This is a genomic window from Streptococcus sp. 5346, from assembly GCF_013277455.1.
Classification (GTDB): Bacteria; Bacillota; Bacilli; order Lactobacillales; family Streptococcaceae; genus Streptococcus.
Genome location: NZ_VMMY01000012.1, coordinates 87,513 through 110,125, shown reverse-complemented (window position 1 = coordinate 110,125; position 22,613 = coordinate 87,513). Strand labels below are relative to the sequence as shown.

The window sequence follows — 22,613 nt, the reverse complement described above, 5'->3', positions numbered from 1 at the left end:
CTATTCTACTAGGCTATTGCTCAAGTTTGTGATACAATAGTTAGAAACAATAATTTTAAAAAGGAGAAAAGACACATGCACATTTTTGATGAGCTAAAAGAGCGTGGTTTGATTTTTCAAACGACTGATGAAGAAGCTTTGCGTAAAGCCCTAGAAGAAGGTCAAGTTTCTTATTATACTGGCTACGATCCAACTGCTGACAGCCTTCACCTAGGCCACCTTGTCGCAATCTTGACAAGTCGTCGCTTGCAGCTAGCAGGTCACAAACCTTATGCGCTCGTTGGCGGTGCTACAGGTCTCATCGGAGATCCGTCCTTCAAAGATGCTGAACGTAGTCTCCAAACAAAAGACACAGTAGAGGGCTGGGTCAAGTCTATCCAAGGACAACTTTCTCGTTTTCTTGACTTTGAAAATGGTGAAAATAAAGCTGTCATGGTCAACAACTACGACTGGTTTGGCAGCATCAGCTTCATTGACTTCCTCCGTGATATTGGAAAATACTTCACTGTCAACTACATGATGAGCAAGGAGTCTGTTAAAAAACGGATTGAAACTGGGATTTCCTACACTGAGTTTGCTTACCAAATCATGCAAGGGTACGACTTCTTCGTTCTTAACCAAGACCATAATGTCACTCTTCAAATCGGTGGTTCTGACCAGTGGGGAAATATGACAGCTGGTACCGAATTACTTCGTCGTAAGGCTGACAAGACTGGCCATGTTATCACTGTTCCATTGATCACAGATGCAACTGGTAAGAAATTTGGTAAATCAGAAGGAAACGCAGTCTGGCTCAATCCTGAAAAGACTTCTGCATACGAAATGTACCAATTCTGGATGAACGTTATGGACGCAGACGCTGTTCGCTTCTTGAAAATCTTTACTTTCTTGTCACTTGATGAGATTGAAGAAATCCGTAAACAATTTGAAGCAGCGCCACATGAACGCTTGGCTCAAAAAGTCTTGGCTCGTGAAGTCGTTACACTTGTTCACGGAGAAGAAGCTTACAAAGAAGCCCTCAACATCACTGAGCAACTCTTTGCAGGAAACATCAAAAACCTTTCTGTCAAAGAGCTCAAACAAGGACTTCGTGGTGTACCAAACTATCACGTTCAAGCAGACGAAAACCACAATATCGTAGAACTGCTCGTATCAGCTGGTGTAGTTAACTCAAAACGCCAAGCCCGTGAAGATGTCCAAAACGGAGCCATTTACGTAAATGGCGACCGTATCCAAGACCTTGACTATGTCTTGAGTGACGCAGATAAGTTAGAGAATGAACTGACTGTTATCCGTCGTGGTAAGAAAAAATACTTTGTATTGACTTACTAAACTATTCAACATTTATCTATAAACAAAGGAGTTACCCTCGAGAAAGGTAACTCCTTTTTGCTGTTAATAACTCTCATCTATCTATTTTTAATAGACAGGCTACGCAGTACAATGCGTAAGGTTGTTAGATTATGTAAGATAGAAAGATTTGAAGGACTGAGCCAATTAAACAAGCCAAAGCCAATCAAACTACTATTTACGACAACGGTATCTTGAATATTCTTCTTGATGAGTGTTTGCAAAGATGATGATAGCCAATCCAACTCTTGGAAGAAATCCAAACGATTATCTAACAATAAGATATCACTCATCTGCTTAGAAATATCTGCACTCTCATTCATCACCACACCGATATCTGATAGGGTTAGAGCAGCTGAGTCATTCAACCCATCCCCAACCATCAAAATAGTGTGACCTGCTTTCTGCAGTTCCTCTACTAACTCAAATTTTCCATCAGGTTTCAAGTCTGTATAGACCTGATCAAAGGGCAAATCTTTGACTAATTCCTCTGTCCTAACCAGGGTGTCCCCTGTTGCCAGAATCAATTTTTTCCCTTGCGTCTTAAGTTTCTCCAAGGCTGCTTTTGCTTCTTTTCTCAAAGGAGTATGGATGCAGAACATTCCAATCAATTCATTCTGATAAGCCAAGAATAAGAGATTGTAGTGACTCTTGTACTCTTCAATTAAAGCATTTTGTTCTGAACTGATATGAATTTGCTCATCCTGCATCAAAACATAATTCCCAATAAGAACTGGTTGGCCATCTATATGGGATTTGATTCCCTTACTTGCGATATATTGGAGTTTCCCATGCATTTCCTCATGTTCAATTCCCTCTATCTCAGCTTGCTTGACGATAGCATTAGCAATAGGATGATAAATGTGTTCCTCAAGACAGGCACTGATTCTAAGAATATCTTCCTCACTATAGTCCCCAAAAGGTAACACCTTTTCAACTATCGGATAACTAGTTGTGATTGTTCCCGTCTTATCAAACAAGAAAGTATCAACTTCCAGATATTTCTCCAGAACATCCCCATCCTTAATCACCATTTCACGATTCAACCCCTCCTTGATAGCTGTCAAATAAGCTACAGGAGTAGAGATTTTCAAAGCGCAGGAGAAATCGACCAATAGGAAAGAAATAGCCTTCGAAAAAGAACCTGTCAATAGGTAAGTCAGCCCAGCCCCCAAGAAATTATATTTGACGACCTTGTCCGCCATCTTGATGAAATAGCGTTGTTTCGTTTTCTTGTTTTCTTCAGATTTCTTCATCAACTCAATCAGTTGTAAAATACGGCTGTTCATCTGATTATCGGTTACACGAATGCGTAACTCTCCAGTTTCTAATACTGTATTTGCACAAACCAAATCAGACTCTCTTTTTTCAACTGGAAAACTCTCTCCCGTCAAGGAACTTTCGTTGACCATACCTAAACCTGAAACTACTTGTCCATCAAACAGAATTTCATTTCCTTGAGATAATATCAAGACATCTCCTATTTGAACATCAGAACTCTTGATACTAACAACCGTATCGCCCTGTACTAGGAATACATCGTTCTCTTTTGCAAGAAGGCTTTGTTCTAAATCTGTTGCAGTTTTTTTCAAGGACCACTGATCTAAATGATTCCCCAAATCAAGCATAAACATGATATTGCTAGCTGTCTTGGATTGGTTCATAAACAAGGACAATAAAATCGCCGAACAGTCCAAGACCTCCATCGTTAGTTCCTTACGCGCTAGTGTTTGATAGGCTTCTCTAATATAACCCAAAGCCTGATAACAAGTCCATATATAGCGAATAGGATACGGCACAAAACTACGAAAAAGCACACGCTTAATCGCTGCACCTGAAACAATAGAATAAGCACTCTCTTCTCTACGAATGGGAAGAGTCATCAACTCAGAAACTTTCCCTTTATCAATTCTTTTTAAAAAGGCTTCTGCATTATCTAATACAGAAAAGCCTTCTTTTATACGTAGAGTAAAGTGCTGTTGATCCATGTAAAACTGGATAGACTCAATCCCCTTTTCATCTCTCGCCAAGGAACGAAGATAGTCTTGAATATCCAAGGTGAGTGAAAAAGAAGATGATAGTCGGATATGTTGGTATCCTCTATGTAGCACTTTAAAAGACATATTATTCTCCTATAAGGCTATCTAATTGCTCTTCTTTTTTCTCTTGCTCGTACAAATATTTGGCATCTTGCAAGACATCGTCTCCATGTTGCTTCACAACAGAAACAGATGCATCTAGCTCGTCTTTCAACTTGTAAGCCTTAGCCAAAGCTTTAGAATAACCTTTTTTAGCTTCCTTACTTGCCAAGATTTTCAAACCAAGGGTACCAAATGCGACACCACCCAAAAAGACTGATGATTTTTTCGCAACTTTTGCGACGCTTAATACTTCTTTTAACATACTTATTTCCTCCTAGATATTATTATATATCAATTTAGATATAAAAGCAATTTAATTTTGGTACTTTGAAAAGTAATGATACTACTATTTAATTCTATTACAAATCATCCTAAAGTTGCTTTCATTTGCCTCTTTTGATACACTTAAACTATGAATACAAATCTCAAACCTAAACTCCAGCGTTTTGCTTCTGCGACTGCCTTTGCCTGCCCTATCTGTCGAGAAAATCTGACTCTGGTAGAGACTAGTCTCAAGTGCTGCAACCGTCATTCTTTTGACTTGGCGAAATTTGGCTATGTCAATCTAGCACCTCAAATCAAGCAATCTACTAACTATGACAAAGAAAACTTTCAAAACCGTCAACAAATCCTAGAAGCCGGCTTTTACCAAGCTATCTTAGAGGCTGTATCTGACTTGTTAGCAAATTCAGAAACTAGCACCACAGTCTTGGATATCGGTTGTGGCGAAGGTTTCTACTCTCGTAAACTACAAGAAAGTCACCCTGAAAAAACTTTCTATGCCTTTGATATTTCCAAAGATTCCGTCCAAATCGCTGCCAAGAGCGAACCCAACTGGGCAGTCAATTGGTTCGTTGGCGACTTGGCTCGTCTTCCTATAAAAGATGCCAGCATGTATATTCTGCTTGATATCTTCTCACCTGCCAACTATGGAGAATTTCGTCGCGTTTTATCCAAAGATGGCATCTTAATAAAGGTTATTCCAACTGAAAATCACCTCAAGGAAATCCGTCAGAAGGTACAAGACCAGCTGACAAACAAGGACTATTCCAACCGAGATATTAAAAATCATTTCCAAGAACACTTTACCATCCTATCTAACCAAACGGCCTCTCTGACTAAGACTATCACAACAGAGCAACTCCAAGCCCTACTCAGCATGACCCCTCTCCTCTTTCACGTTGACCAGACCAAAATTGACTGGAGCCAACTGACAGAGATTACCATCGAAGCAGAGATTTTGGTTGGGAAAACATTGTAAACTAGACTTCGCAAAAGTAGAAAACTTACTGAGAATCTTCAATATTACGAAAACGCATAAGAACAGGTACTCAAAAACCTTAATCTTATGCGTTTTGTTATAGTTTCCATACATATTAAGAGGAAATATTTGAAATCAGTTCTCTTAATAACCATTGAATACCATATAGTACATTTACCCCAAATATGATATAGGCCGTATAAATCAAGTATTTCGATTTCTCCCGTCTCAAAGAATAGATCTTGTACAAGATAAACAAATTTAAAATAATAAATAACAGAGACAAAATCTCCCTCCAAAAATCAATCATAAAAGTAGGCAGTCAAGCATAGTCCTAATCTTTATTTTCGATTCGAAATTACAAACTTATCAATGAACAATAAGTGATATAAGGCCAGTACCAAACCCCAGAAACTACCTCGAAGAGAGATTTCTTGATGATTGAGAGGAAGTAAATCGTGGTTACCTATATAGAGGCAGGTCAAAATAACAAATAGTATCCAAAATAAATCTGTCCATTTATATTTTGAAAAATATTTTTTCCACATAAAAACACCTTCTTTCCTACAATCATATTATAACAATTTATGTAAGCGAATACAAGAGATATGAGGTAATCAACTACGAAGAAATATAAGGCTGAAGACAGTAAAAACCAGCATTTTAAGCCTTAACTGTATCTAGGATTTCCCTATTTTTAGACAGAATTAACCAAAATCCACAGCATTTAAAAAAGCGAATTTCAATCGAAACTCGCTTTTTTACAAAATGTATTAGTATAAATTTGTATCTTAGTTCAAGTGCCAGATATCTTCGTTATACTGAGCAATTGTACGGTCAGATGAGAAGAATCCTGCTTTAGAAATGTTAACGATAACTTTATCCAACCATGCGTCACGGTCTTCGTAATCAGCCAACATTTGCTCTTTGACTTTGATGTAGTCTTCCAAGTCAAGAAGAGTCATGAACCAGTCTTTGTTGATCAATTCATTGTAAAGACGTTCCAAGCGCTCTTTGTTTCCAGCTGCAAGAACTGCATCGCTAACGATGAAGTCAACCAATGGTTTGATAGCTTTACGAGCGTAGAATTCGCTTGATTTGTAAGCTGCTTTTGCGTAAAGGTCGATAACAGTTTCTGAATCTTCACCGAAAATGTAGATGTTTTCGTCGCCAACCAACTCAGCGATTTCCACGTTAGCACCGTCCATAGTACCAAGAGTCAAAGCTCCGTTCAACATGAATTTCATGTTACCAGTACCTGAAGCTTCTTTAGAAGCAAGTGAGATTTGTTCTGAGATATCACATGCTGGGATAAGGAAGCTTGCTGCAGTAACGTTGTAGTTTTCAACCATAACTACTTGCAAGTGTGGAGCTACTGCTGGATCGTTAGCAATAACTTCTGACATACAAAGGATTAAATGGATAATGTCTTGAGCGATTGTGTAGGCTGGAGCTGCTTTACCACCAAAGAAGATTGTGATTGGACGAGCAGGGATGTTACCAGCTTTGATGTCAAGGTATTTGTGGATTACGTACAAGGCGTTCATTTGTTGACGTTTGTACTCGTGAAGACGTTTGATTTGGATGTCAAAGATAGAGTTTGGATTGATTTCCACACCTTGGTGTTCTTTCAAGTGACGAGCCAATTTACGTTTGTTGTGAGCCTTGATGCTTTCCAATTTTTCTTTGACAGCTGCTTTGTCTTCATAAGACAAAAGTTTTTCAAGCTCATCTGCTTCATGGTGCCAACCATCTCCAAGAATCTCATCCAAGTAGTGAGATAAGCTTGGGTTAGCATGCATAAGCCAACGACGGAAAGTAATACCGTTTGTTTTGTTGTTGAATTTTTCTGGGTAAAGGTCGTAGAAAGCTTTCAACTCAGAGTTCTTCAAGATTTCAGTGTGAAGTGCTGCTACCCCGTTAACACTGTATCCGTAGTGGATATCCATGTGAGCCATGTGAACACGTCCGCTCTCATCGATAATTTGAACAGCTGGATCTTTGTATTCTGCTTTCACACGACGGTCCAATTCTTCGATGATTGGTACCAAGTGAGGAACCACTTCTTGCAAGAATTCAAGAGGCCATTTTTCAAGGGCTTCAGCAAGGATTGTGTGGTTAGTGTAGGCAGTCATACTACGAACGATTGAGATTGCTTCGTCAAGCTCGATACCACGTGCAGTCAAAAGACGGATCAATTCAGGGATAACCATTGATGGGTGAGTATCGTTGATTTGCACAACTGCGTAGTCAGCAAGGTCATGCAAGTTGCTCCCTTTTTCGATTGCTTCGTCGATGATCAATTGCGCACCGTTTGAAACCATGAAGTATTGTTGGAAGATACGGAGCAATTCACCTTGACGGTCACTATCATCTGGGTAAAGGAAGAGAGTCAAGTTGCGAGCGATATCTGTCTTGTCAAAGCTGATACCGTCTTTAATAATAGAAGAATCAACTGAATCCAAGTCAAACAAACGCAAGCGGTTCTTCGTTTCTGTCTTGTAACCAGGAACATCAATATCATAAAGAGTTGATGTCAAAGTAAAGTCTGCAAATGGCACTTGGTAGCTACGGCTTGAGCGAACCAACCAGTTTTGCTCTGTCAACCATGCATTTGGAATTGTTTCTTGTTGGTTGTTTTTAAGAACTTGTTGGAAAAGACCAAAGTGGTAGTTAAGACCAACACCGTCACCATTCAAACCAAGAGTAGCAATTGAGTCGATAAAGCAGGCAGCCAAACGTCCCAAACCACCATTACCAAGAGATGGTTCCAATTCAACTTCTTCAACTTCGATCAAGTCTTTACCTGCAGCAGCAAGTTCTTTTTTGACATCGTCGTAAAGACCAAGGTTGATCAAGTTGTTTGACAAGAGTTTACCAATTAAGAACTCAGCTGAGATGTAGTAAACTTTTTTCTTACCAGTGTTAACTGGTTTTTGGCTACTTGCAAGCTTGCTGTAGTTAAGAAGAGCAAGGTAAAGCTCTTCATTGCTACATTCTGCAATGGTTTTATTGTAACGATTTTGTACAAATTCTTGTAGTGATAACATGTTTAAGATGTCTCCTGATATTGTATTATTTCTTTAATTCTACCAAATTTTCATTAATTCGGCGATAGATTGTTGTCAAGTCAAGCAAACCTTCCTCGACAGCTGGTGTCAATTGCTCTTCAGTCATACGCCAAGACCAGTTTCCACCAAGGGTAGATGGGAAGTTCATACGAGCTGTCTCATCCAATTCTAGCAAATCTTGCATAGTTGCAATTGCCATGAAGCTAACTGATGAAAAGACTGTACGAAGCATAGCATGTGGCACTGTTTCATACTCTTTACGGTTAGTGTAGCGAGCCATGTACTCACGAGTCGCATCATCAATCTCGTTACGGTACCAACCAAGAACTGTATTGTTATCGTGAGTTCCTGTGTACATAACTGAGTTAGCAGGTGCCAAGTGTGGGCTATCGATACTTTCGTCTTCTGGGTTGAAGGCAAATTGAAGAATCTTCATTCCTGGGAAGCCAGTACGTTCACGCAATTCGATAACTTCGTCTGTCATGAAACCAAGGTCTTCTGCGATGATGTTTAACTCACCAAGTTCTTCCTTAACGGCTGCAAAAAGCTTGTATCCTGGACCCTTCACCCACTCACCAGGTGCTGCTGTATCGGAACCAGCAGGGATTTCCCAGTAAGATTCGAAACCACGGAAGTGGTCGATACGAACGATATCGTAGATTTTGAAGCTTTCACGCAAGCGTTCAATCCACCATTTGTAGCCGTCTTTGTCCATTGCTTCCCAGTCATAGATTGGGTTACCCCAAAGCTGACCAGTTGCAGAAAACTCATCTGGTGGGCATCCTGCGATGCAAGTTGCTTTACCGTTGACATCTGTCTTGAAGAGATGTGGATTTGCCCACATATCGCTTGAATCTTCTGCTACGTAGATTGGCATGTCCCCAACGATTTCGATGTGGTTGTCGTTAGCGTAAGCTTTCAATTTCAACCATTGTTGGAAGAAGAAATATTGAGTCACACGGTGGTAAACCAACTTGTCTGCCAATTGCTCACGGTAGCTTTCAAGTGCTGAAGCTTTACGAGCACGAGCATCTGCATCTGGCCATTCAGTCCAAGCAAGATTGTCAAAATGCTCTTTGATAGCCATATACTCAGCAAAGAGCTCAAGCCATGATTGGTTATCTTGAGCAAATTTCTCAAAATCTTTAACATCTCCGACTTCAAAGAAACGTTTCACAGCTTTTTCTAAAAGAGGACGACGTGCATAGTAGATTTTAGCATAGTCAACTTCAGACGCATCGCTACCAAAGTCAACTCCTTCAAGGTCACTTGCTTCCAACAAACCTTGCTCCACCAAGATATCCAAATCGATAAAATGAGTGTTTCCTGCGAAGGCTGAGAAAGATTGGTAAGGAGAATCCCCGTAACTAGTTGTTCCTAGTGGAAGGATTTGCCAGTAACGTTGTTTTGTACGAACCAAGAAATCAACGAAGTCGTAAGCACTTTGACCAAACGATCCGATTCCGTAAGCTCCTGGGAGAGAAGAGATGTGCATCAACACACCACTTTGACGTTTTTTCATAATAGCACCTCATGTGTTAAAATTAATGGAACGTTGCGTATTTTTGCAGACGCAAACGTTTGCGCTACTTACAAGTATACTCCTTTTCAAGCATAATTGCAAGCGTTTTTAAAAAACTTTTTTGATTATTTTTAAGGAGACTAACCCATTTTAGCAAAGATAACTTAAAACCATCTAATCCTAAAATTTGACTCTCACAGAATCCGTCTACAAACTGCAAATCCTCCCCTAGAAAACTTGAATTTAGATGCAAGGAGGCACAAACGTCTATAGAAAATAGATAGGAATTAGAAACAGGGAGATAGCCCCTCCTGATTTCCCTCTTTAGACAGATTCCATCTATTTTTTATTAAAAATACTGTATTCTTATCTATTTCACACTTTTCTTCTATTAAAAAGCAAAATCATGCTATCAAATCAAGCTTAAAAATTTTTTAAAATTTTTGACAAAAACACTTGCAACCGTTTTCTATTTGTGCTATACTAAGCTCATAAAGGAAAACGTTTGCGTTTCCTTATCAATAAAACTTGTTATTCTTTAGGAGGAATACACTATGTCATCTAAATTCATGAAGAGCGCTGCGGTGCTTGGAACTGTTACACTTGCTAGCTTGCTTTTGGTAGCTTGCGGAAGCAAAACTGCTGATAAACCTGCTGATTCTGGTTCATCTGAAGCGAAAGAAATCACTCTTTACGTTGAGGACCAATACAAAGCTTATGCTGAAACAGTTGCTAAAGCTTATAAAGAACAATCAGGAACAACAGTTAACATCAAATCTGGTGACCAAATGGGTGGGCTTGACAAACTTTCTCTTGACAACCAATCAGGTCAAGCTCCTGACGTTATGATGGCTCCATACGACCGTGTAGGTAGCCTTGGTACTGACGGACAACTTTCAGAAGTGAAATTGAGCGACGGTGCTAAAACAGATGATAAAACTAAATCTCTTGTAACAGCTGCTGACGGTAAAGTTTACGGTGCTCCTGCCGTTATCGAGTCACTTGTTATGTACTACAACAAAGACTTGGTAAAAGAAGCTCCAAAAACATTTGCTGACTTGGAAAACCTTGCTAAAGATAGCAAATACGCATTCGCTGGAGAAGATGGAAAAACTTCTGCTTTCCTAGCTGACTGGACAAACTTCTACTTTGCATACGGACTTCTTGCTGGTAACGGCGGTTACGTATTCGGACAAAACGGTAAAGACGCTAAAGACATCGGTCTTGCAAACGACGGCGCTATCAAAGGTGTAGAATACGCTAAAACTTGGTATGAAAAATGGCCTAAAGGTATGCAAGATACTGAAGGAGCTGGAAACCTAATCCAAACTCAATTCCAAGAAGGTAAAACAGCTGCTATCATCGATGGACCTTGGAAAGCTCAAGCCTTCAAAGACGCTAAAGTAAACTACGGTGTTGCAACTATCCCAACTCTTCCAAACGGAAAAGACTACGCAGCATTTGGTGGTGGTAAAGCTTGGATCATCCCATCAAGCACTAAGAACCTTGAAGCTGCTCAAAAATTTGTAGACTTCCTTGTTTCAACTGAACAACAAAAAGCCTTCTACGATAAAACTAATGAAATCCCAGCTAACACTGAAGCTCGTTCATACGCTGAAGGTAAAAATGATGAGTTGACAACAGCTGTTATCAAACAGTTCAAGAACGCTCAACCAATGCCAAACATCTCTCAAATGTCAGCTGTTTGGGACCCAGCTAAAACAATGTTGTTTGAAGCTGTAAGTGGTAAGAAAGATGCTAAAACAGCTGCTAACGATGCTGTAACATTGATCAAAGAAACAATCAAACAAAAATTTGGTGAATAAAAAATTTGTTCAAGGGGGGTGGAAATCAAATCCCCCTTTGAATTTATCAACAAAAACACAAATAGTTTAGGTTTTATCTAGAAACCAGTATCCTATGAAAGGAGTTATTATGGAAAAGCAACAACCTAGTAAAGCAGCCCTGCTGTCTATCATTCCTGGGTTAGGACAGATTTACAATAAACAAAAGGCCAAAGGTTTTATCTTCCTTGGTGTAACCATCGTATTTGTCCTTTATTTCCTAGCACTTGCAGCCCCTGAATTGAGCAATCTCATCACTCTTGGTGACAAGCCAGGTCGTGACAATTCCCTCTTTATGCTGATTCGTGGTGCCTTCCATTTAATCTTTGTAGTCGTTTATGTACTCTTTTATTTCTCAAATATTAAAGATGCACATACAACTGCTAAACACATTAACAATGGTATTCCAGTAGCACTTACCTTTAAAGAAATGGTCAAAGGAATCTATGAAAATGGCTTCCCTTACCTCTTGATCATTCCATCTTATATTGCCATGACTTTTGCAATCATCTTCCCAGTTATCGTAACCTTGATGATTGCCTTTACTAACTACGACTTCCAACACTTGCCACCAAACAAATTGTTGGACTGGGTTGGTTTGACCAACTTTACAAACATTTGGAGCTTGAGTACCTTCCGTTCTGCCTTTGGTTCTGTTCTTTCTTGGACTATCATTTGGGCTTTATCTGCCTCAACTTTACAGATCGTGATTGGTATCTTCACAGCTATCATTGCTAACCAACCATTTATCAAAGGAAAACGTATCTTCGGTGTTATTTTCCTTCTTCCTTGGGCTGTTCCAGCCTTCATCACTATCTTGACATTCTCAAACATGTTTAACGATAGTGTCGGAGCTATCAACACTCAAGTCTTGCCGATCTTTGCTAAATTCCTTCCATTCCTTGATGGTGCTCTTATCCCTTGGAAAACAGACCCTACTTGGACTAAGGTTGCCTTGATTATGATGCAAGGTTGGCTTGGATTCCCATATATCTACGTTTTGACTTTGGGTATCTTGCAATCTATTCCTAACGACCTTTACGAAGCAGCTTATATTGACGGTGCCAATGCTTGGCAAAAATTCCGCAACATCACTTTCCCAATGATCTTGGCTGTTGCAGCACCTACTTTGATTAGCCAATACACCTTCAACTTTAACAACTTCTCTATCATGTACCTCTTCAATGGTGGAGGACCTGGTAGTGTCGGTGGTGGAGCTGGTTCAACCGATATCTTGATCTCATGGATCTACCGTTTGACAACAGGTACATCTCCTCAATACTCAATGGCGGCAGCTGTTACCTTGATTATCTCTATCATTGTCATCTCAATCTCTATGATTGCATTCAAGAAACTACACGCATTTGATATGGAGGACGTCTAAGATGAATAACTCAATTAAACTCAAACGTAGACTGACTCAAACCCTTACATACCTTTACCTGATTGGTCTATCAATTGTCATTATCTACCCACTGTTGATTACCATCATGTCAGCCTTTAAAGCAGGTAACGTCTCAGCCTTTAAACTAGATACTAACATCGACCTCAATTTTGATAACTTTAAAGGCCTCTTCACTGAAACCTTGTACGGTACTTGGTATCTCAACACTTTGATTATCGCCTTGATTACCATGGCTGTTCAAACAAGTATTATCGTACTTGCTGGTTATGCTTACAGCCGTTACAACTTCTTGGCTCGTAAACAAAGTTTGGTTTTCTTCTTGATTATCCAAATGGTGCCAACCATGGCCGCTTTGACAGCCTTCTTCGTTATGGCACTTATGTTGAACGCCCTTAACCACAGCTGGTTCCTCATCTTCCTCTACGTTGGTGGTGGTATCCCAATGAATGCTTGGCTCATGAAGGGCTACTTCGATACAGTGCCAATGTCTTTAGACGAATCTGCAAAACTAGACGGTGCAGGACACTTCCGCCGCTTCTGGCAAATTGTTCTTCCTCTTGTTCGCCCAATGGTTGCTGTACAAGCTCTCTGGGCCTTCATGGGACCTTTTGGGGACTACATCCTCTCTAGTTTCTTGCTTCGTGAGAAAGAATACTTTACTGTTGCCGTAGGTCTCCAAACCTTCGTTAGCAATGTGAAAAACATGAAGATTGCCTACTTCTCAGCAGGTGCTATCCTCATCGCCCTTCCAATCTGTATTCTCTTCTTCTTCCTACAAAAGAACTTTGTTTCAGGACTTACAAGTGGTGGCGACAAGGGATAATATATCCCCGCCACCCTTTTTCATTTTATACTCTTCGGAAATCTCTTCAAACCACGTCAGCTTCCATCTGCAACCTCAAAACAGTGTTTTGAGCAACCTGTGGTTAGCTTCCTAGTTTGCTCTGTGATTTTCATTGAGTATTAGCGATTGTTACTGTAAGTAATGTCCTTACAACAAGCAATTTTTCTCCTAGACTTGAAATAAAGCACATTTCTCTATATAATAATACTCATATAGAAAACACCTTTTAGAAAGATACCTATGCTTCCATATCCATTTTCCTATTTTTCAAGTATTTGGGGATTTCGTAAGCCCCTATCCAAACGTTTCGGGCTCAACTGGTTTCAACTTCTCTTTACCAGTATCTTCCTTATCAGCTTGTCTATGGTACCCATTGCCATTCAAAACAGCTCCCAGGAGACTTATCCGCTAGAAACTTTTATCGATAATGTCTATGAACCTCTGACGGATGGGGTTGTTCAGGACCTCTCTGAGCATGCTGCAATTGTTGATGGTAAATTAACTTATACAGGAACAGCTAGTCAAGCCCCTTCTATTGTGATCGGTCCAAGTCAAAGTAAGGAGTTACCTAAGGACTTGCAACTGCATTTCGATACGAATGAGCTCGTCATCAGCAAGGAAAGTAAAGAACTGACCCGAATCTCTTACCGAGCGATTGAGACTGAGAGTTTCAAAAGCAAAGACAGCTTAACCCAAGCAATTTCTAAAGACTGGTACCAACAGAATCGTGTCTATATCAGTCTCTTCCTAGTTCTCGGTGCTAGCTTCCTCTTTGGTTTGAATTTCTTTATCGTCTCTCTAGGAGCGAGTCTTCTCCTTTATATCACTAAGAAATCACGCCTCTTTTCATTTAGAACCTTTAAAGAGTGCTATCATTTTATCTTGAACTGTTTAGGATTGCCGACTCTGATTACGCTTATTTTGGGATTATTTGGCCAAAATATGTCAACCCTGATTACTGTACAAAACATTCTTTTTGTTCTGTATCTGGTCACTATCTTTTATAAAACACATTTCCGTGATCCAGATTACCATAAATAGGAGATTTTTATGCCCGTTACGATTAAAGACGTGGCCAAGGCTGCTGGTGTTTCACCTTCAACCGTAACCCGTGTTATTCAAAATAAATCAACCATTAGCGACGAAACAAAAAAACGCGTTCGCAAGGCTATGAAGGACCTCAATTACCATCCCAACCTCAATGCTCGCAGCTTGGTAAGTAGCTATACTCAGGTGATTGGTTTGGTTCTTCCTGATGACTCAGACGCCTTCTACCAGAATCCTTTCTTTCCATCGGTTCTACGTGGCATCTCTCAAGTCGCATCTGAAAATCACTATGCCATTCAGATAGCAACAGGGAAAGATGAGAAGGAGCGTCTCAACGCTATTTCACAAATGGTCTACGGCAAGCGTGTAGATGGGCTAATCTTTCTCTATGCCCAAGAAGAAGACCCTCTCGTAAAACTCGTAGCAGAAGAACAGTTCCCCTTCCTTATCTTAGGTAAATCTCTATCTCCTTTCATCCCACTTGTCGACAACGACAATGTTCAAGCTGGTTTTGATGCAACCGAATATTTCATCAAAAAAGGCTGCAAACGCATTGCCTTTATCGGAGGAAGTAAAAAGCTCTTCGTGACCAAAGACCGTTTAACAGGCTATGAACAGGCGCTGAAACATTACAAACTTACCACTGACACCAATCGCATCTACTTTGCAGACGAGTTTCTGGAAGAAAAGGGCTATAAATTTAGCAAGCGATTATTCAAGCACGATCCACAAATTGATGCCATCATCACAACCGATAGCCTCCTAGCTGAAGGGGTCTGTGACTATATTGCCAAACACCAGCTGGATGTCCCTGTTCTCAGCTTTGACTCGGTTAATCCTAAGCTCAATTTGGCAGCCTATATAGATATCAATAGCCTAGCCCTCGGACGTACTTCTTTAGAAACTATTCTCTGCATCATCAATGATTCTAAAGAAAATAGGCAAATCTGCTACCGCCAGTTAATCGCCCACAAAATTATTGAAAAATAAAAACCAGCTCGCGCTGGTTTTTTTATCTCTAATTTTCTGTTTCAACGAATCGTCCCAAAATATGAACATTCTCTGATACAGAGACAAAGGCCCCTGGATCCACTTGTGTCATAATCTGTTTAAATTCATTAAACTCTGCACGTGTAATGACAGTAATTAAAACTGCCTTTCTCTCGTGATTATAGGTTCCTTCTGCATCGTGGATCATGGTTGCTCCGCGGTGCAATTTTTTATGGATTTTCTCAATTACCTTATCTGGATGATTGGTCACAATCATGGCCTGCATGCGTTTTTGCTTGGTAAAGACCGCATCTGTCACACGGCTAGAGACAAAGATGGTAATCATAGAGTAGAGAGCGTATTTCCAACCAAAGGTCAAACCTGCTATCAGCATGATGGTCCCATTTACCAAGAAAGAAATACTACCGACATTCTTACCTGTTTTCTTGCGAATGGTCAAACTGACGATATCCGTCCCACCACTGGAGATATTGTTGCGAAGAGCAAAACCAATCCCCAAGCCCATAACAACGCCCCCAAAAAGGGCATTGATAATGGGATCCTCCGTCAAGGTTGCCACAGGGACAAACTGGATAAAAAAGGAACTCATGGACACCGTGATAAAGGTAAAGACAGTGAATTTATGACCAATCTGATACCAAGCTAAGACCATCAAAGGGAAGTTAATGGCGTAGAAGGTTAGCGAAATCGGAATATGAAAACCAAACCAGTGATTACTCAAGGCAGAGATAATCTGTGCCAGACCTGTCGCACCACTCGAATACACATGCCCTGGTTGGAAAAAGAAATTGACCGCTACTGCTGATAGAAATCCATAGACCAGAGAGGCCGAAATCTTCTCATCATATTTTTCGCGAGAGATGCTTTGTAAGACACGTAAAATTTTTATCTGATGAGCAAAGCGGCGCAGATAATAGCGCCACCGCTTAATTCGTTTTGCTTGTTTCATCTTCTTCTACTTGTAAGCTGAGTTCCTCTAGTTGTTTGAGAGCTACTGTTGAAGGAGCTTGTGTCATTGGATCAGTTGCCTTGTTGTTCTTAGGAAAGGCAATGACTTCACGGATATTTTCTTCTCCAGCAAGCAACATAACAAATCGGTCAAGCCCGATAGCCAAACCACCGTGTGGTGGGAAACCATAGTCCATGGCTTCAAGAAGGAAGCCAAACTGGTCATTTGCTTCCTCAGCTGAGAACCCAAGAGCCTTGAACATACGCTCTTGAAGGTCTTTTTGGTTGATACGAAGGCTACCACCACCAAGCTCATAACCGTTCAATACGATATCGTAAGCAATGGCACGAACCTTAGCCAAATCACCTTCTAATTCGTGAGCAGTCTCTTCCTGTGGAAGGGTAAATGGATGGTGGGCGCTCATGTAACGACCTTCTTCTTCAGACCATTCAAACATTGGCCAGTCAACCACCCAAAGGAAATTAAATTTATCGTTATCAATCAAGCCAAGCTCTTTGGCAATACGTCCACGAAGGGCACCGAGCGTTGCATTCGCCACTTCAAGCGTATCTGCCACAAAGAGAACCAAATCCTTATCTTCAAGAGCAAGCGCTGTTGTCAATTCTGCTTGGATGCCAGTCAAGAACTTAGCAACGGGTCCGTTTAATTCTCCATCAACCACCTTGACCCAAGCAAGACCTTTGGCACCGTACTGTTTGGCTACTTCTGTCATCTTATCGATGTCTTTACGTGAGTAGTTGTCCGCAGCTCCTTTGACCACAATGGCTTTTACAGCAGGTGCTTCTGAAAAGACTTTAAAGTCTACACCCTTGACCACTTCTGTCAAGTCCTGAAGCAACATGTCAAAACGGGTATCTGGCTTATCAGAACCGTAAAGAGCCATCGCATCATCGTATTTCATACGAGGGAATGGAAGCGTCACTTCAATGCCTTTGGTTTCTTTCATCACGCGCGCAATCAAACCTTCTGTGATATCTTGGATTTCTTGCTCCGTAAGGAAAGACGTTTCCAAGTCAACCTGGGTGAACTCAGGCTGGCGGTCTCCACGCAAGTCCTCATCACGGAAACATTTAACGATTTGGTAGTAACGGTCAAAACCAGCATTCATCAACAATTGCTTAGTGATTTGTGGACTTTGAGGAAGAGCATAAAAATGCCCTTTATTGACACGAGATGGCACCAAGTAGTCACGTGCTCCTTCAGGCGTTGACTTAGAAAGGAATGGTGTCTCCACATCGATAAACTCGAGCTCATCCAAGTAGTTGCGGATAGAGTGGGTCACCTTAGCACGAAGTTTAAGATTTTCCAACATTTCTGGACGACGAAGGTCAAGGTAACGGTAACGCAAACGTGTATCGTCATTAGCCTCAATGCCATCCTTAATCTCAAATGGGGTTGTTTTAGCTGTGTTAAGCACAGTAAGAGCTGTCACGTTTAACTCAACTGCACCAGTTGGCAACTTATCATTGGCTTGCTCACGCGCAGCGACCTGACCAGTCACCTCGATAACAAATTCGCTACGAAGGCTTTCAGCTGTTGCCATAACCTCTGCAGAGACTTTTTCAGGGTTGATAACCAACTGCATGATTCCTTCACGGTCACGAAGATCGATAAAGATCAAACCACCAAGGTCACGACGACGGCCAACCCATCCTTTCAAGGTTATTTCTTGTCCGATGTGTTCCTCACGAACACGACCAGCATACATACTACGTTTCATTGTTTCTCTCCTCTTTTATTCTGTTACTATTTTACCATAAAAGCGCAGGCTCTTCATGAAAATCAGCAGAAAAGTTTGCCAGTCTTTAAAAATCAAGTGAAGACTCTAAAAATTAACACCAATACAAAAATCCGATGAAGCTCATCGGACTCTTTTATTTTGAATTGTTGCCTGCTTTACGCTTTTCAGCAATTTCAGCTGCCTTTCGAGGCAAGACGATTTCCGTCGTATAAGCTGTCCCAAAACGCCAGATACCAGCAATAGGGGCAAAGACAACTGCTAGATGGCTATAGAAGAAATCACCTTTGAAGGCATAAGCTAATCCCCCAATGATGAAAAATAGAACGACTGCTTGAATCACTGCTAATAAAATTACTCGTTTCATGTGACCTCCTGACTCTATTATAGCATGAGAATCATCAAAAAGCTGACTAAATTATTCAAAGCATGTAGTGAAATACTGTAAGCGAGCCCCTTTCTACTAATATAAGCCAAGCCCAAGCTAAAACCAAGGCTAAAATAAACTAAAAATTGTTGCAAAGTTCCTGGAGAATGAATCAAGGCAAACAGAACACTCGATACCAGAAGGAAAAGCAGAGTTCGTTTGCTATTGTCCTGCTTAGGAAAGAGGTAGCGTGCTAACATCCCTCTAAAGATAAGTTCTTCCGTCAAAGGAGCAAAAATAACGACCGCAAAGAATGAGAAAAGTGGTTGAGACAAGGTCAAGTCTGTCGCTATTTGTTGATTTACTGAAGGATCATCTGGCAAGAAAAACTGGACAACCAGAGATAAGAACCAAACCAAGGCAGGAAGCCAAATAAATCGGTTGAAGCCACTCTTCTCAATACGAACAGGAGCTTTCTGATACCATTTGTAAATGCCGTACACATAAACTCCAGCCAAGGCCACATAGAGCAAGGTCACAGCATAGGGTGAAGCACCTAAGGCAAGAGAAGAGGTCGCCAACCCCTGAATGAAGCCATAGATAAAGAAAAAGGATAGAATGGCTAGAAGAAACCAGCCGAGGTTTTTAAGTAGTTTCATAAAGGTCTCCTATCTTGCTTTATAGCTGTTTTTCAATACAAAGAGGTTTGCTATTCCTAACACAAGTACCCAGGCAAGTAACATACCGATGTTAGAAAAAGATATTTCTCCACCTTTTTTATTTAAAAGATTTACAATTGGACCAATAAAAGAGTAATCCAACACTTTCTGAACCGTATCATTTTGAAGAGCAATTATAGGTAAAAAAGAGACAATTAACATAGGGAAGATACTATAAACTTGCGCTTTAGATTGAGTATCTGAAACCGCACCGATTAGAAGGTTGAGAAAAATAATACTAATCGTTGCTAGGAGCAAATAGATAACGTAGGCAACTAAATAACCAGATACATCTACTCTAAGATAGATGGGAAGTGCAATCATAGCAAGCAACATTATCAGAATAGGGAGAACGAGCATACTGAAAGTATATTCTGTTGCTGTCACACCACTTAGAATGAGTGATTTAAGATTTCGTTTTTCCTTATCTTCTGCCATCATAATCGATACCATATAACCACTTCCCATGCTCAAGACCATCGTCAAGCTAGCAGATAGTAAAATTAGGCTCAATTGTCCATTCTTATTTAAAAATTCATTATATACAACAGCAATACCAAAAGGCATCAATAAAGTTGCTAACAAAGTTGAATTGCTAATAAGGACTTGTAATCTTAACCATAGTAGGGCATTTAATTTTCTAAACATCTAACTTTTCTCCTGTCAATCTGATAAAGATTTCTTCTAAAGTTGGCTCACAAGAGTGAACCACCATCAAATCTGTTGTGTCTAAATGTGGTAATTCTTCAAATGGGACTATCTGTTCTCGTCCATCATTATAAACCACACGTACTTTCTTATCCACATGGTACTTCTGGATAATATCTTGCGGACTTCCATACTCTATTAAGTTCCCCTTATTTAAAAGAGATAAGCGATCACAAAGCAGAGTTGCTTCATTCATATCATGCGTGGTCAGAAAGATAGTTGTCCCCGCCTGCTTTAATTCTTGAAGTAGGGTATGAATCATCTTAGATGTTGTAGGGTCTAAGCCACTGGTTGGCTCATCTAGAAAGAGAATCTTAGGAGCATTAAGAAGGGCACGAGCCAAGAACATTCGTTGTTTCATTCCTGTAGATAGTTTTTCTGCGATGATGTCTTTAGCATCTGCCAATCCAACCTGTTGGAGCACCTGATTTACTCTATCTGACTTGAGACCATATAACTTAGCGTAAATGAGAAGATTTTTGTAAAGACTCATCTTTTCATAAAAACCACTACCATCACTAACAATACCGATTTGTTCCAAATCATTTGAGGTTAAATCTTGAGAATTCTTGCCTAACAAAACTGTTTTACCTTGATCTGCAGCCAACTGACCTGTCAAGACATTGATCATGGTTGTTTTACCTGAGCCAGAAGGGCCCAGAAAACCAAAGATTTCACCCTCCTTAATCTCAAAAGAAATCTGATGAAGAGCTTTTTTGCTCCCAAAACTTTTGCTTACATTTTCAACACGAATCATAAAAACTCCTTTATTTGAAATAACGTTTCACCATAGGCAACTGCATCACATTGATATAAATATGGATGGCTCCTACAAGCAAGAAGGCTAGTAACTGAATCTCTCCTGTTAAGAAAGAAATGATAATAAGAAAAACATATAAGGCTGGTAAGACATATTGGTGTAATTGGAATAAAATTCGAAAACTCTGTTCCAAATTAGCCTGGCGCTCCCCTTCATCGTAAGAATTGACATAATCTAAGACATCCTTTGGTGTAGAGAAAAGAGCCAAATCAAACTGACGCACAATCGCAATTGTTTTAAAAAGAGATTTTTGAGCGACTAAGGATAGCACAAAGACTAAGAAAGAGAGGGAAAATGTTTGGTGATCTGTATGCAATATAACCACTTCATTTAATGAGAGAAAAATAGACAATGAAATTGCTACGCTTGCAATATTAAAAGCAATGGTTCCAAACTCGAGATTCCGATACATCTGCACATAATAGGTTTCATTCAGATTATCATCCATTTCCTCTTGATACAAGGAATGAAATTTTCTGCTTTTCTTTAGGAAATTGAAAGTCAAAAAAAGAATAATGACGGCTAGTAGTAAGCTGATAGCTGATATCCATGGTATCAAGATTTTTACATCTAACATAATTCCGTGGGATTCGGCACCAGCCTTAAACATCCCTACAAACATGCCCAAGAAACCTCCCAAGACAATAGACATCAAAAATAACAATCCACCTTTCTTTTTCTTTTTCATATTCATTCTCCTTTTTCACTTGCTAAATTGTTTACTTTCTTTTCAATCCAGTCAACGACTGGGATAAGAGCAAAGTAGGCCCAAATAAATTGGTCACTTTGATAGGGACTAAACCAGCCTAAGTCTATTCCAATCAATAGAAATACGCTGACTAATAGAGCTGCGACAACTACATAATAAACCACTTTATACTTGTTCATCATTTTTCTCCTTTTCCTTCAACCGATTGAAAATGGACAAGAGGACTAAATTAATCCAAAACAAATACTTACTTTCAACAAAATAGAACCAACCCAGTAATGTTCCAATCATTGCCAAGGCATTCACAATAAGGGCAAGAACACTCATATAATAAACCACTCTATACATGTTCATCACTCATCCTCCTCCAAGCGAAATACCGATTCGACTGTTTCGTTGAAAATCTGAGATATTTTCAAGGCAATCACAACGGACGGGGTGTATTCGTCCCGTTCTAGTAAGCTAATGGTCTGTCTGGAAACCTCTGCTAGCTTGGCTAGTTCGGTTTGATTGAGACCATCGCGAGCCCGAAGCTCTTTTAGACGATTTTTTAGTTGCATGTTACACACCTACTTTCCGTCAAATTCAACGGTTTGGATATCCTCAATGCGTTGTAGTTTGAATTTTTCTTTTCCTTTTTTATCAACACGACGTAGCTTGACCCATTCCTCATCAACATCTACAACTTCCCAGTTATCTGTTCCAAAAACTTGTCCAAAGATTGTCGGTGTTTTCCCAATCAATTCTTTTAATAATCTTGACATTTCTTTATTTCCTTTCTGTTTTTGCTCAATTCTTTTGATTTTATTCTCCAGTTTCTTGACCTTTTGGGAATGGTAGATATAATACATAATCACAAGAGGTACAAATCCTAATGCCCACATAATCGTTCCTTTCTCCTTTTCTCTTAACTTGAATTTATTGTAACACATCTTTTTCTTTTTGACAAGCATATTTGTCAAAAAGTTTATGATTTTTGTCATTTTGCAAAAGAAAAAGGTCAGGAGTAAGGTCCTGACCAGTTTATCTACTATTAATACTCTTCGAAAATCTCTTCAAACCACGTCAGCTTCACCTTGCCGTACT

The 22,613-nt window shown here is 39.9% G+C and carries 23 protein-coding genes; 7 read left to right on the top strand and 16 right to left on the bottom strand.

Going from position 1 to position 22,613, the window contains the following annotated elements; genetic code table 11:
* Positions 1-75: 75 nt before the first annotated feature.
* Complete coding sequence (gene tyrS, locus HT732_RS07655) at positions 76-1,332, top strand: tyrosine--tRNA ligase (RefSeq protein ID WP_173254514.1); 1,257 nt, start codon at positions 76-78, stop codon at positions 1,330-1,332.
* A 77-nt stretch (positions 1,333-1,409) separates the two neighbouring features.
* Here tyrS and HT732_RS07650 read toward each other — a convergent pair whose 3' ends face one another.
* Complete coding sequence (locus tag HT732_RS07650; RefSeq protein ID WP_173254513.1) at positions 1,410-3,473, bottom strand: heavy metal translocating P-type ATPase; 2,064 nt, start codon at positions 3,471-3,473, stop codon at positions 1,410-1,412.
* A gap of 1 nt (position 3,474) precedes the next feature.
* Positions 3,475-3,753: a DUF6110 family protein gene (locus tag HT732_RS07645; RefSeq protein WP_173254512.1), complete on the bottom strand. Its 279-nt coding sequence runs from the start codon at positions 3,751-3,753 to the stop codon at positions 3,475-3,477.
* 150 nt (positions 3,754-3,903) lie between these two features.
* On the opposite strand from HT732_RS07645, the gene HT732_RS07640 reads away from it, so the two are divergent.
* The gene (locus HT732_RS07640) at positions 3,904-4,752 is read left to right on the top strand and encodes a putative RNA methyltransferase (protein ID WP_173254511.1); all 849 of its coding nucleotides are present in this window, start codon (positions 3,904-3,906) and stop codon (positions 4,750-4,752) included.
* 341 nt (positions 4,753-5,093) lie between these two features.
* On the opposite strand, the gene HT732_RS10565 is transcribed toward HT732_RS07640, so the two are convergent.
* The 3 genes from HT732_RS10565 to malQ form a co-directional block, all read right to left on the bottom strand.
* Positions 5,094-5,300, bottom strand: coding sequence for a hypothetical protein (locus HT732_RS10565; RefSeq protein WP_050116734.1), 207 nt, complete (start codon positions 5,298-5,300; stop codon positions 5,094-5,096).
* Positions 5,301-5,543: 243 nt separating this feature from the next.
* Positions 5,544-7,802: a glycogen/starch/alpha-glucan family phosphorylase gene (glgP, locus tag HT732_RS07635; protein ID WP_000950149.1), complete on the bottom strand. Its 2,259-nt coding sequence runs from the start codon at positions 7,800-7,802 to the stop codon at positions 5,544-5,546.
* 25 nt (positions 7,803-7,827) lie between these two features.
* Complete coding sequence (gene malQ, locus HT732_RS07630) at positions 7,828-9,345, bottom strand: 4-alpha-glucanotransferase (RefSeq protein WP_061439895.1); 1,518 nt, start codon at positions 9,343-9,345, stop codon at positions 7,828-7,830.
* A gap of 554 nt (positions 9,346-9,899) precedes the next feature.
* Between malQ and HT732_RS07625 the strand changes: the two genes are divergently transcribed.
* The 5 genes from HT732_RS07625 to HT732_RS07605 all read left to right on the top strand — a co-directional run bounded on the left by HT732_RS07625 (position 9,900) and on the right by HT732_RS07605 (position 15,475).
* Positions 9,900-11,171 (top strand): extracellular solute-binding protein, encoded by a 1,272-nt coding sequence (locus HT732_RS07625; protein ID WP_000095473.1) that lies wholly within the window; start codon positions 9,900-9,902, stop codon positions 11,169-11,171.
* Between the two features lie 109 nt (positions 11,172-11,280).
* Complete coding sequence (locus HT732_RS07620; RefSeq protein ID WP_000414961.1) at positions 11,281-12,573, top strand: sugar ABC transporter permease; 1,293 nt, start codon at positions 11,281-11,283, stop codon at positions 12,571-12,573.
* 1 nt (position 12,574) lies between these two features.
* Positions 12,575-13,417: a sugar ABC transporter permease gene (locus HT732_RS07615; RefSeq protein ID WP_004236955.1), complete on the top strand. Its 843-nt coding sequence runs from the start codon at positions 12,575-12,577 to the stop codon at positions 13,415-13,417.
* 261 nt (positions 13,418-13,678) lie between these two features.
* Complete coding sequence (locus HT732_RS07610; RefSeq protein ID WP_173254510.1) at positions 13,679-14,479, top strand: DUF1189 domain-containing protein; 801 nt, start codon at positions 13,679-13,681, stop codon at positions 14,477-14,479.
* 9 nt (positions 14,480-14,488) lie between these two features.
* On the top strand, positions 14,489-15,475 hold the full coding sequence (locus HT732_RS07605) for a LacI family DNA-binding transcriptional regulator (protein WP_173254509.1): 987 nt from the start codon (positions 14,489-14,491) through the stop codon (positions 15,473-15,475).
* Positions 15,476-15,503: 28 nt separating this feature from the next.
* Here HT732_RS07605 and HT732_RS07600 read toward each other — a convergent pair whose 3' ends face one another.
* From HT732_RS07600 to HT732_RS07550, 11 genes are all read right to left on the bottom strand, one after another.
* Complete coding sequence (locus HT732_RS07600) at positions 15,504-16,445, bottom strand: YitT family protein (RefSeq protein ID WP_049524721.1); 942 nt, start codon at positions 16,443-16,445, stop codon at positions 15,504-15,506.
* Complete coding sequence (gene aspS, locus HT732_RS07595; protein ID WP_084887285.1) at positions 16,423-18,186, bottom strand: aspartate--tRNA ligase; 1,764 nt, start codon at positions 18,184-18,186, stop codon at positions 16,423-16,425. The genes HT732_RS07600 and aspS overlap by 23 nt, the downstream gene beginning before the upstream one ends.
* A 154-nt stretch (positions 18,187-18,340) precedes the next feature.
* The gene (locus HT732_RS07590) at positions 18,341-18,571 is read right to left on the bottom strand and encodes a hypothetical protein (protein WP_049531883.1); all 231 of its coding nucleotides are present in this window, start codon (positions 18,569-18,571) and stop codon (positions 18,341-18,343) included.
* 17 nt (positions 18,572-18,588) lie between these two features.
* The gene (locus HT732_RS07585) at positions 18,589-19,230 is read right to left on the bottom strand and encodes a type II CAAX endopeptidase family protein (RefSeq protein ID WP_173254508.1); all 642 of its coding nucleotides are present in this window, start codon (positions 19,228-19,230) and stop codon (positions 18,589-18,591) included.
* A gap of 9 nt (positions 19,231-19,239) precedes the next feature.
* Positions 19,240-19,938 carry an ABC transporter permease gene (locus HT732_RS07580; RefSeq protein WP_173254507.1) on the bottom strand — a complete coding sequence of 233 codons (699 nt, stop codon included), beginning with the start codon at positions 19,936-19,938 and terminating at the stop codon, positions 19,240-19,242.
* On the bottom strand, positions 19,931-20,755 hold the full coding sequence (locus tag HT732_RS07575) for an ABC transporter ATP-binding protein (protein WP_000621677.1): 825 nt from the start codon (positions 20,753-20,755) through the stop codon (positions 19,931-19,933). The genes HT732_RS07580 and HT732_RS07575 overlap by 8 nt, the downstream gene beginning before the upstream one ends.
* A gap of 10 nt (positions 20,756-20,765) precedes the next feature.
* On the bottom strand, positions 20,766-21,506 hold the full coding sequence (locus HT732_RS07570) for a DUF3169 family protein (RefSeq protein WP_173254506.1): 741 nt from the start codon (positions 21,504-21,506) through the stop codon (positions 20,766-20,768).
* A gap of 2 nt (positions 21,507-21,508) precedes the next feature.
* A complete protein-coding gene (locus tag HT732_RS07565; RefSeq protein ID WP_173254505.1) occupies positions 21,509-21,706 on the bottom strand; it encodes a hypothetical protein in 198 nt (65 codons plus the stop codon).
* A complete protein-coding gene (locus HT732_RS07560; protein ID WP_173254504.1) occupies positions 21,693-21,881 on the bottom strand; it encodes a hypothetical protein in 189 nt (62 codons plus the stop codon). Before HT732_RS07560 ends, HT732_RS07565 begins: the two co-directional genes overlap by 14 nt.
* Positions 21,881-22,087 (bottom strand): helix-turn-helix transcriptional regulator, encoded by a 207-nt coding sequence (locus HT732_RS07555; RefSeq protein ID WP_001176233.1) that lies wholly within the window; start codon positions 22,085-22,087, stop codon positions 21,881-21,883. Before HT732_RS07555 ends, HT732_RS07560 begins: the two co-directional genes overlap by 1 nt.
* A gap of 9 nt (positions 22,088-22,096) precedes the next feature.
* Positions 22,097-22,561 carry a hypothetical protein gene (locus tag HT732_RS07550; RefSeq protein WP_173254532.1) on the bottom strand — a complete coding sequence of 155 codons (465 nt, stop codon included), beginning with the start codon at positions 22,559-22,561 and terminating at the stop codon, positions 22,097-22,099.
* Positions 22,562-22,613: the final 52 nt, after the last annotated feature.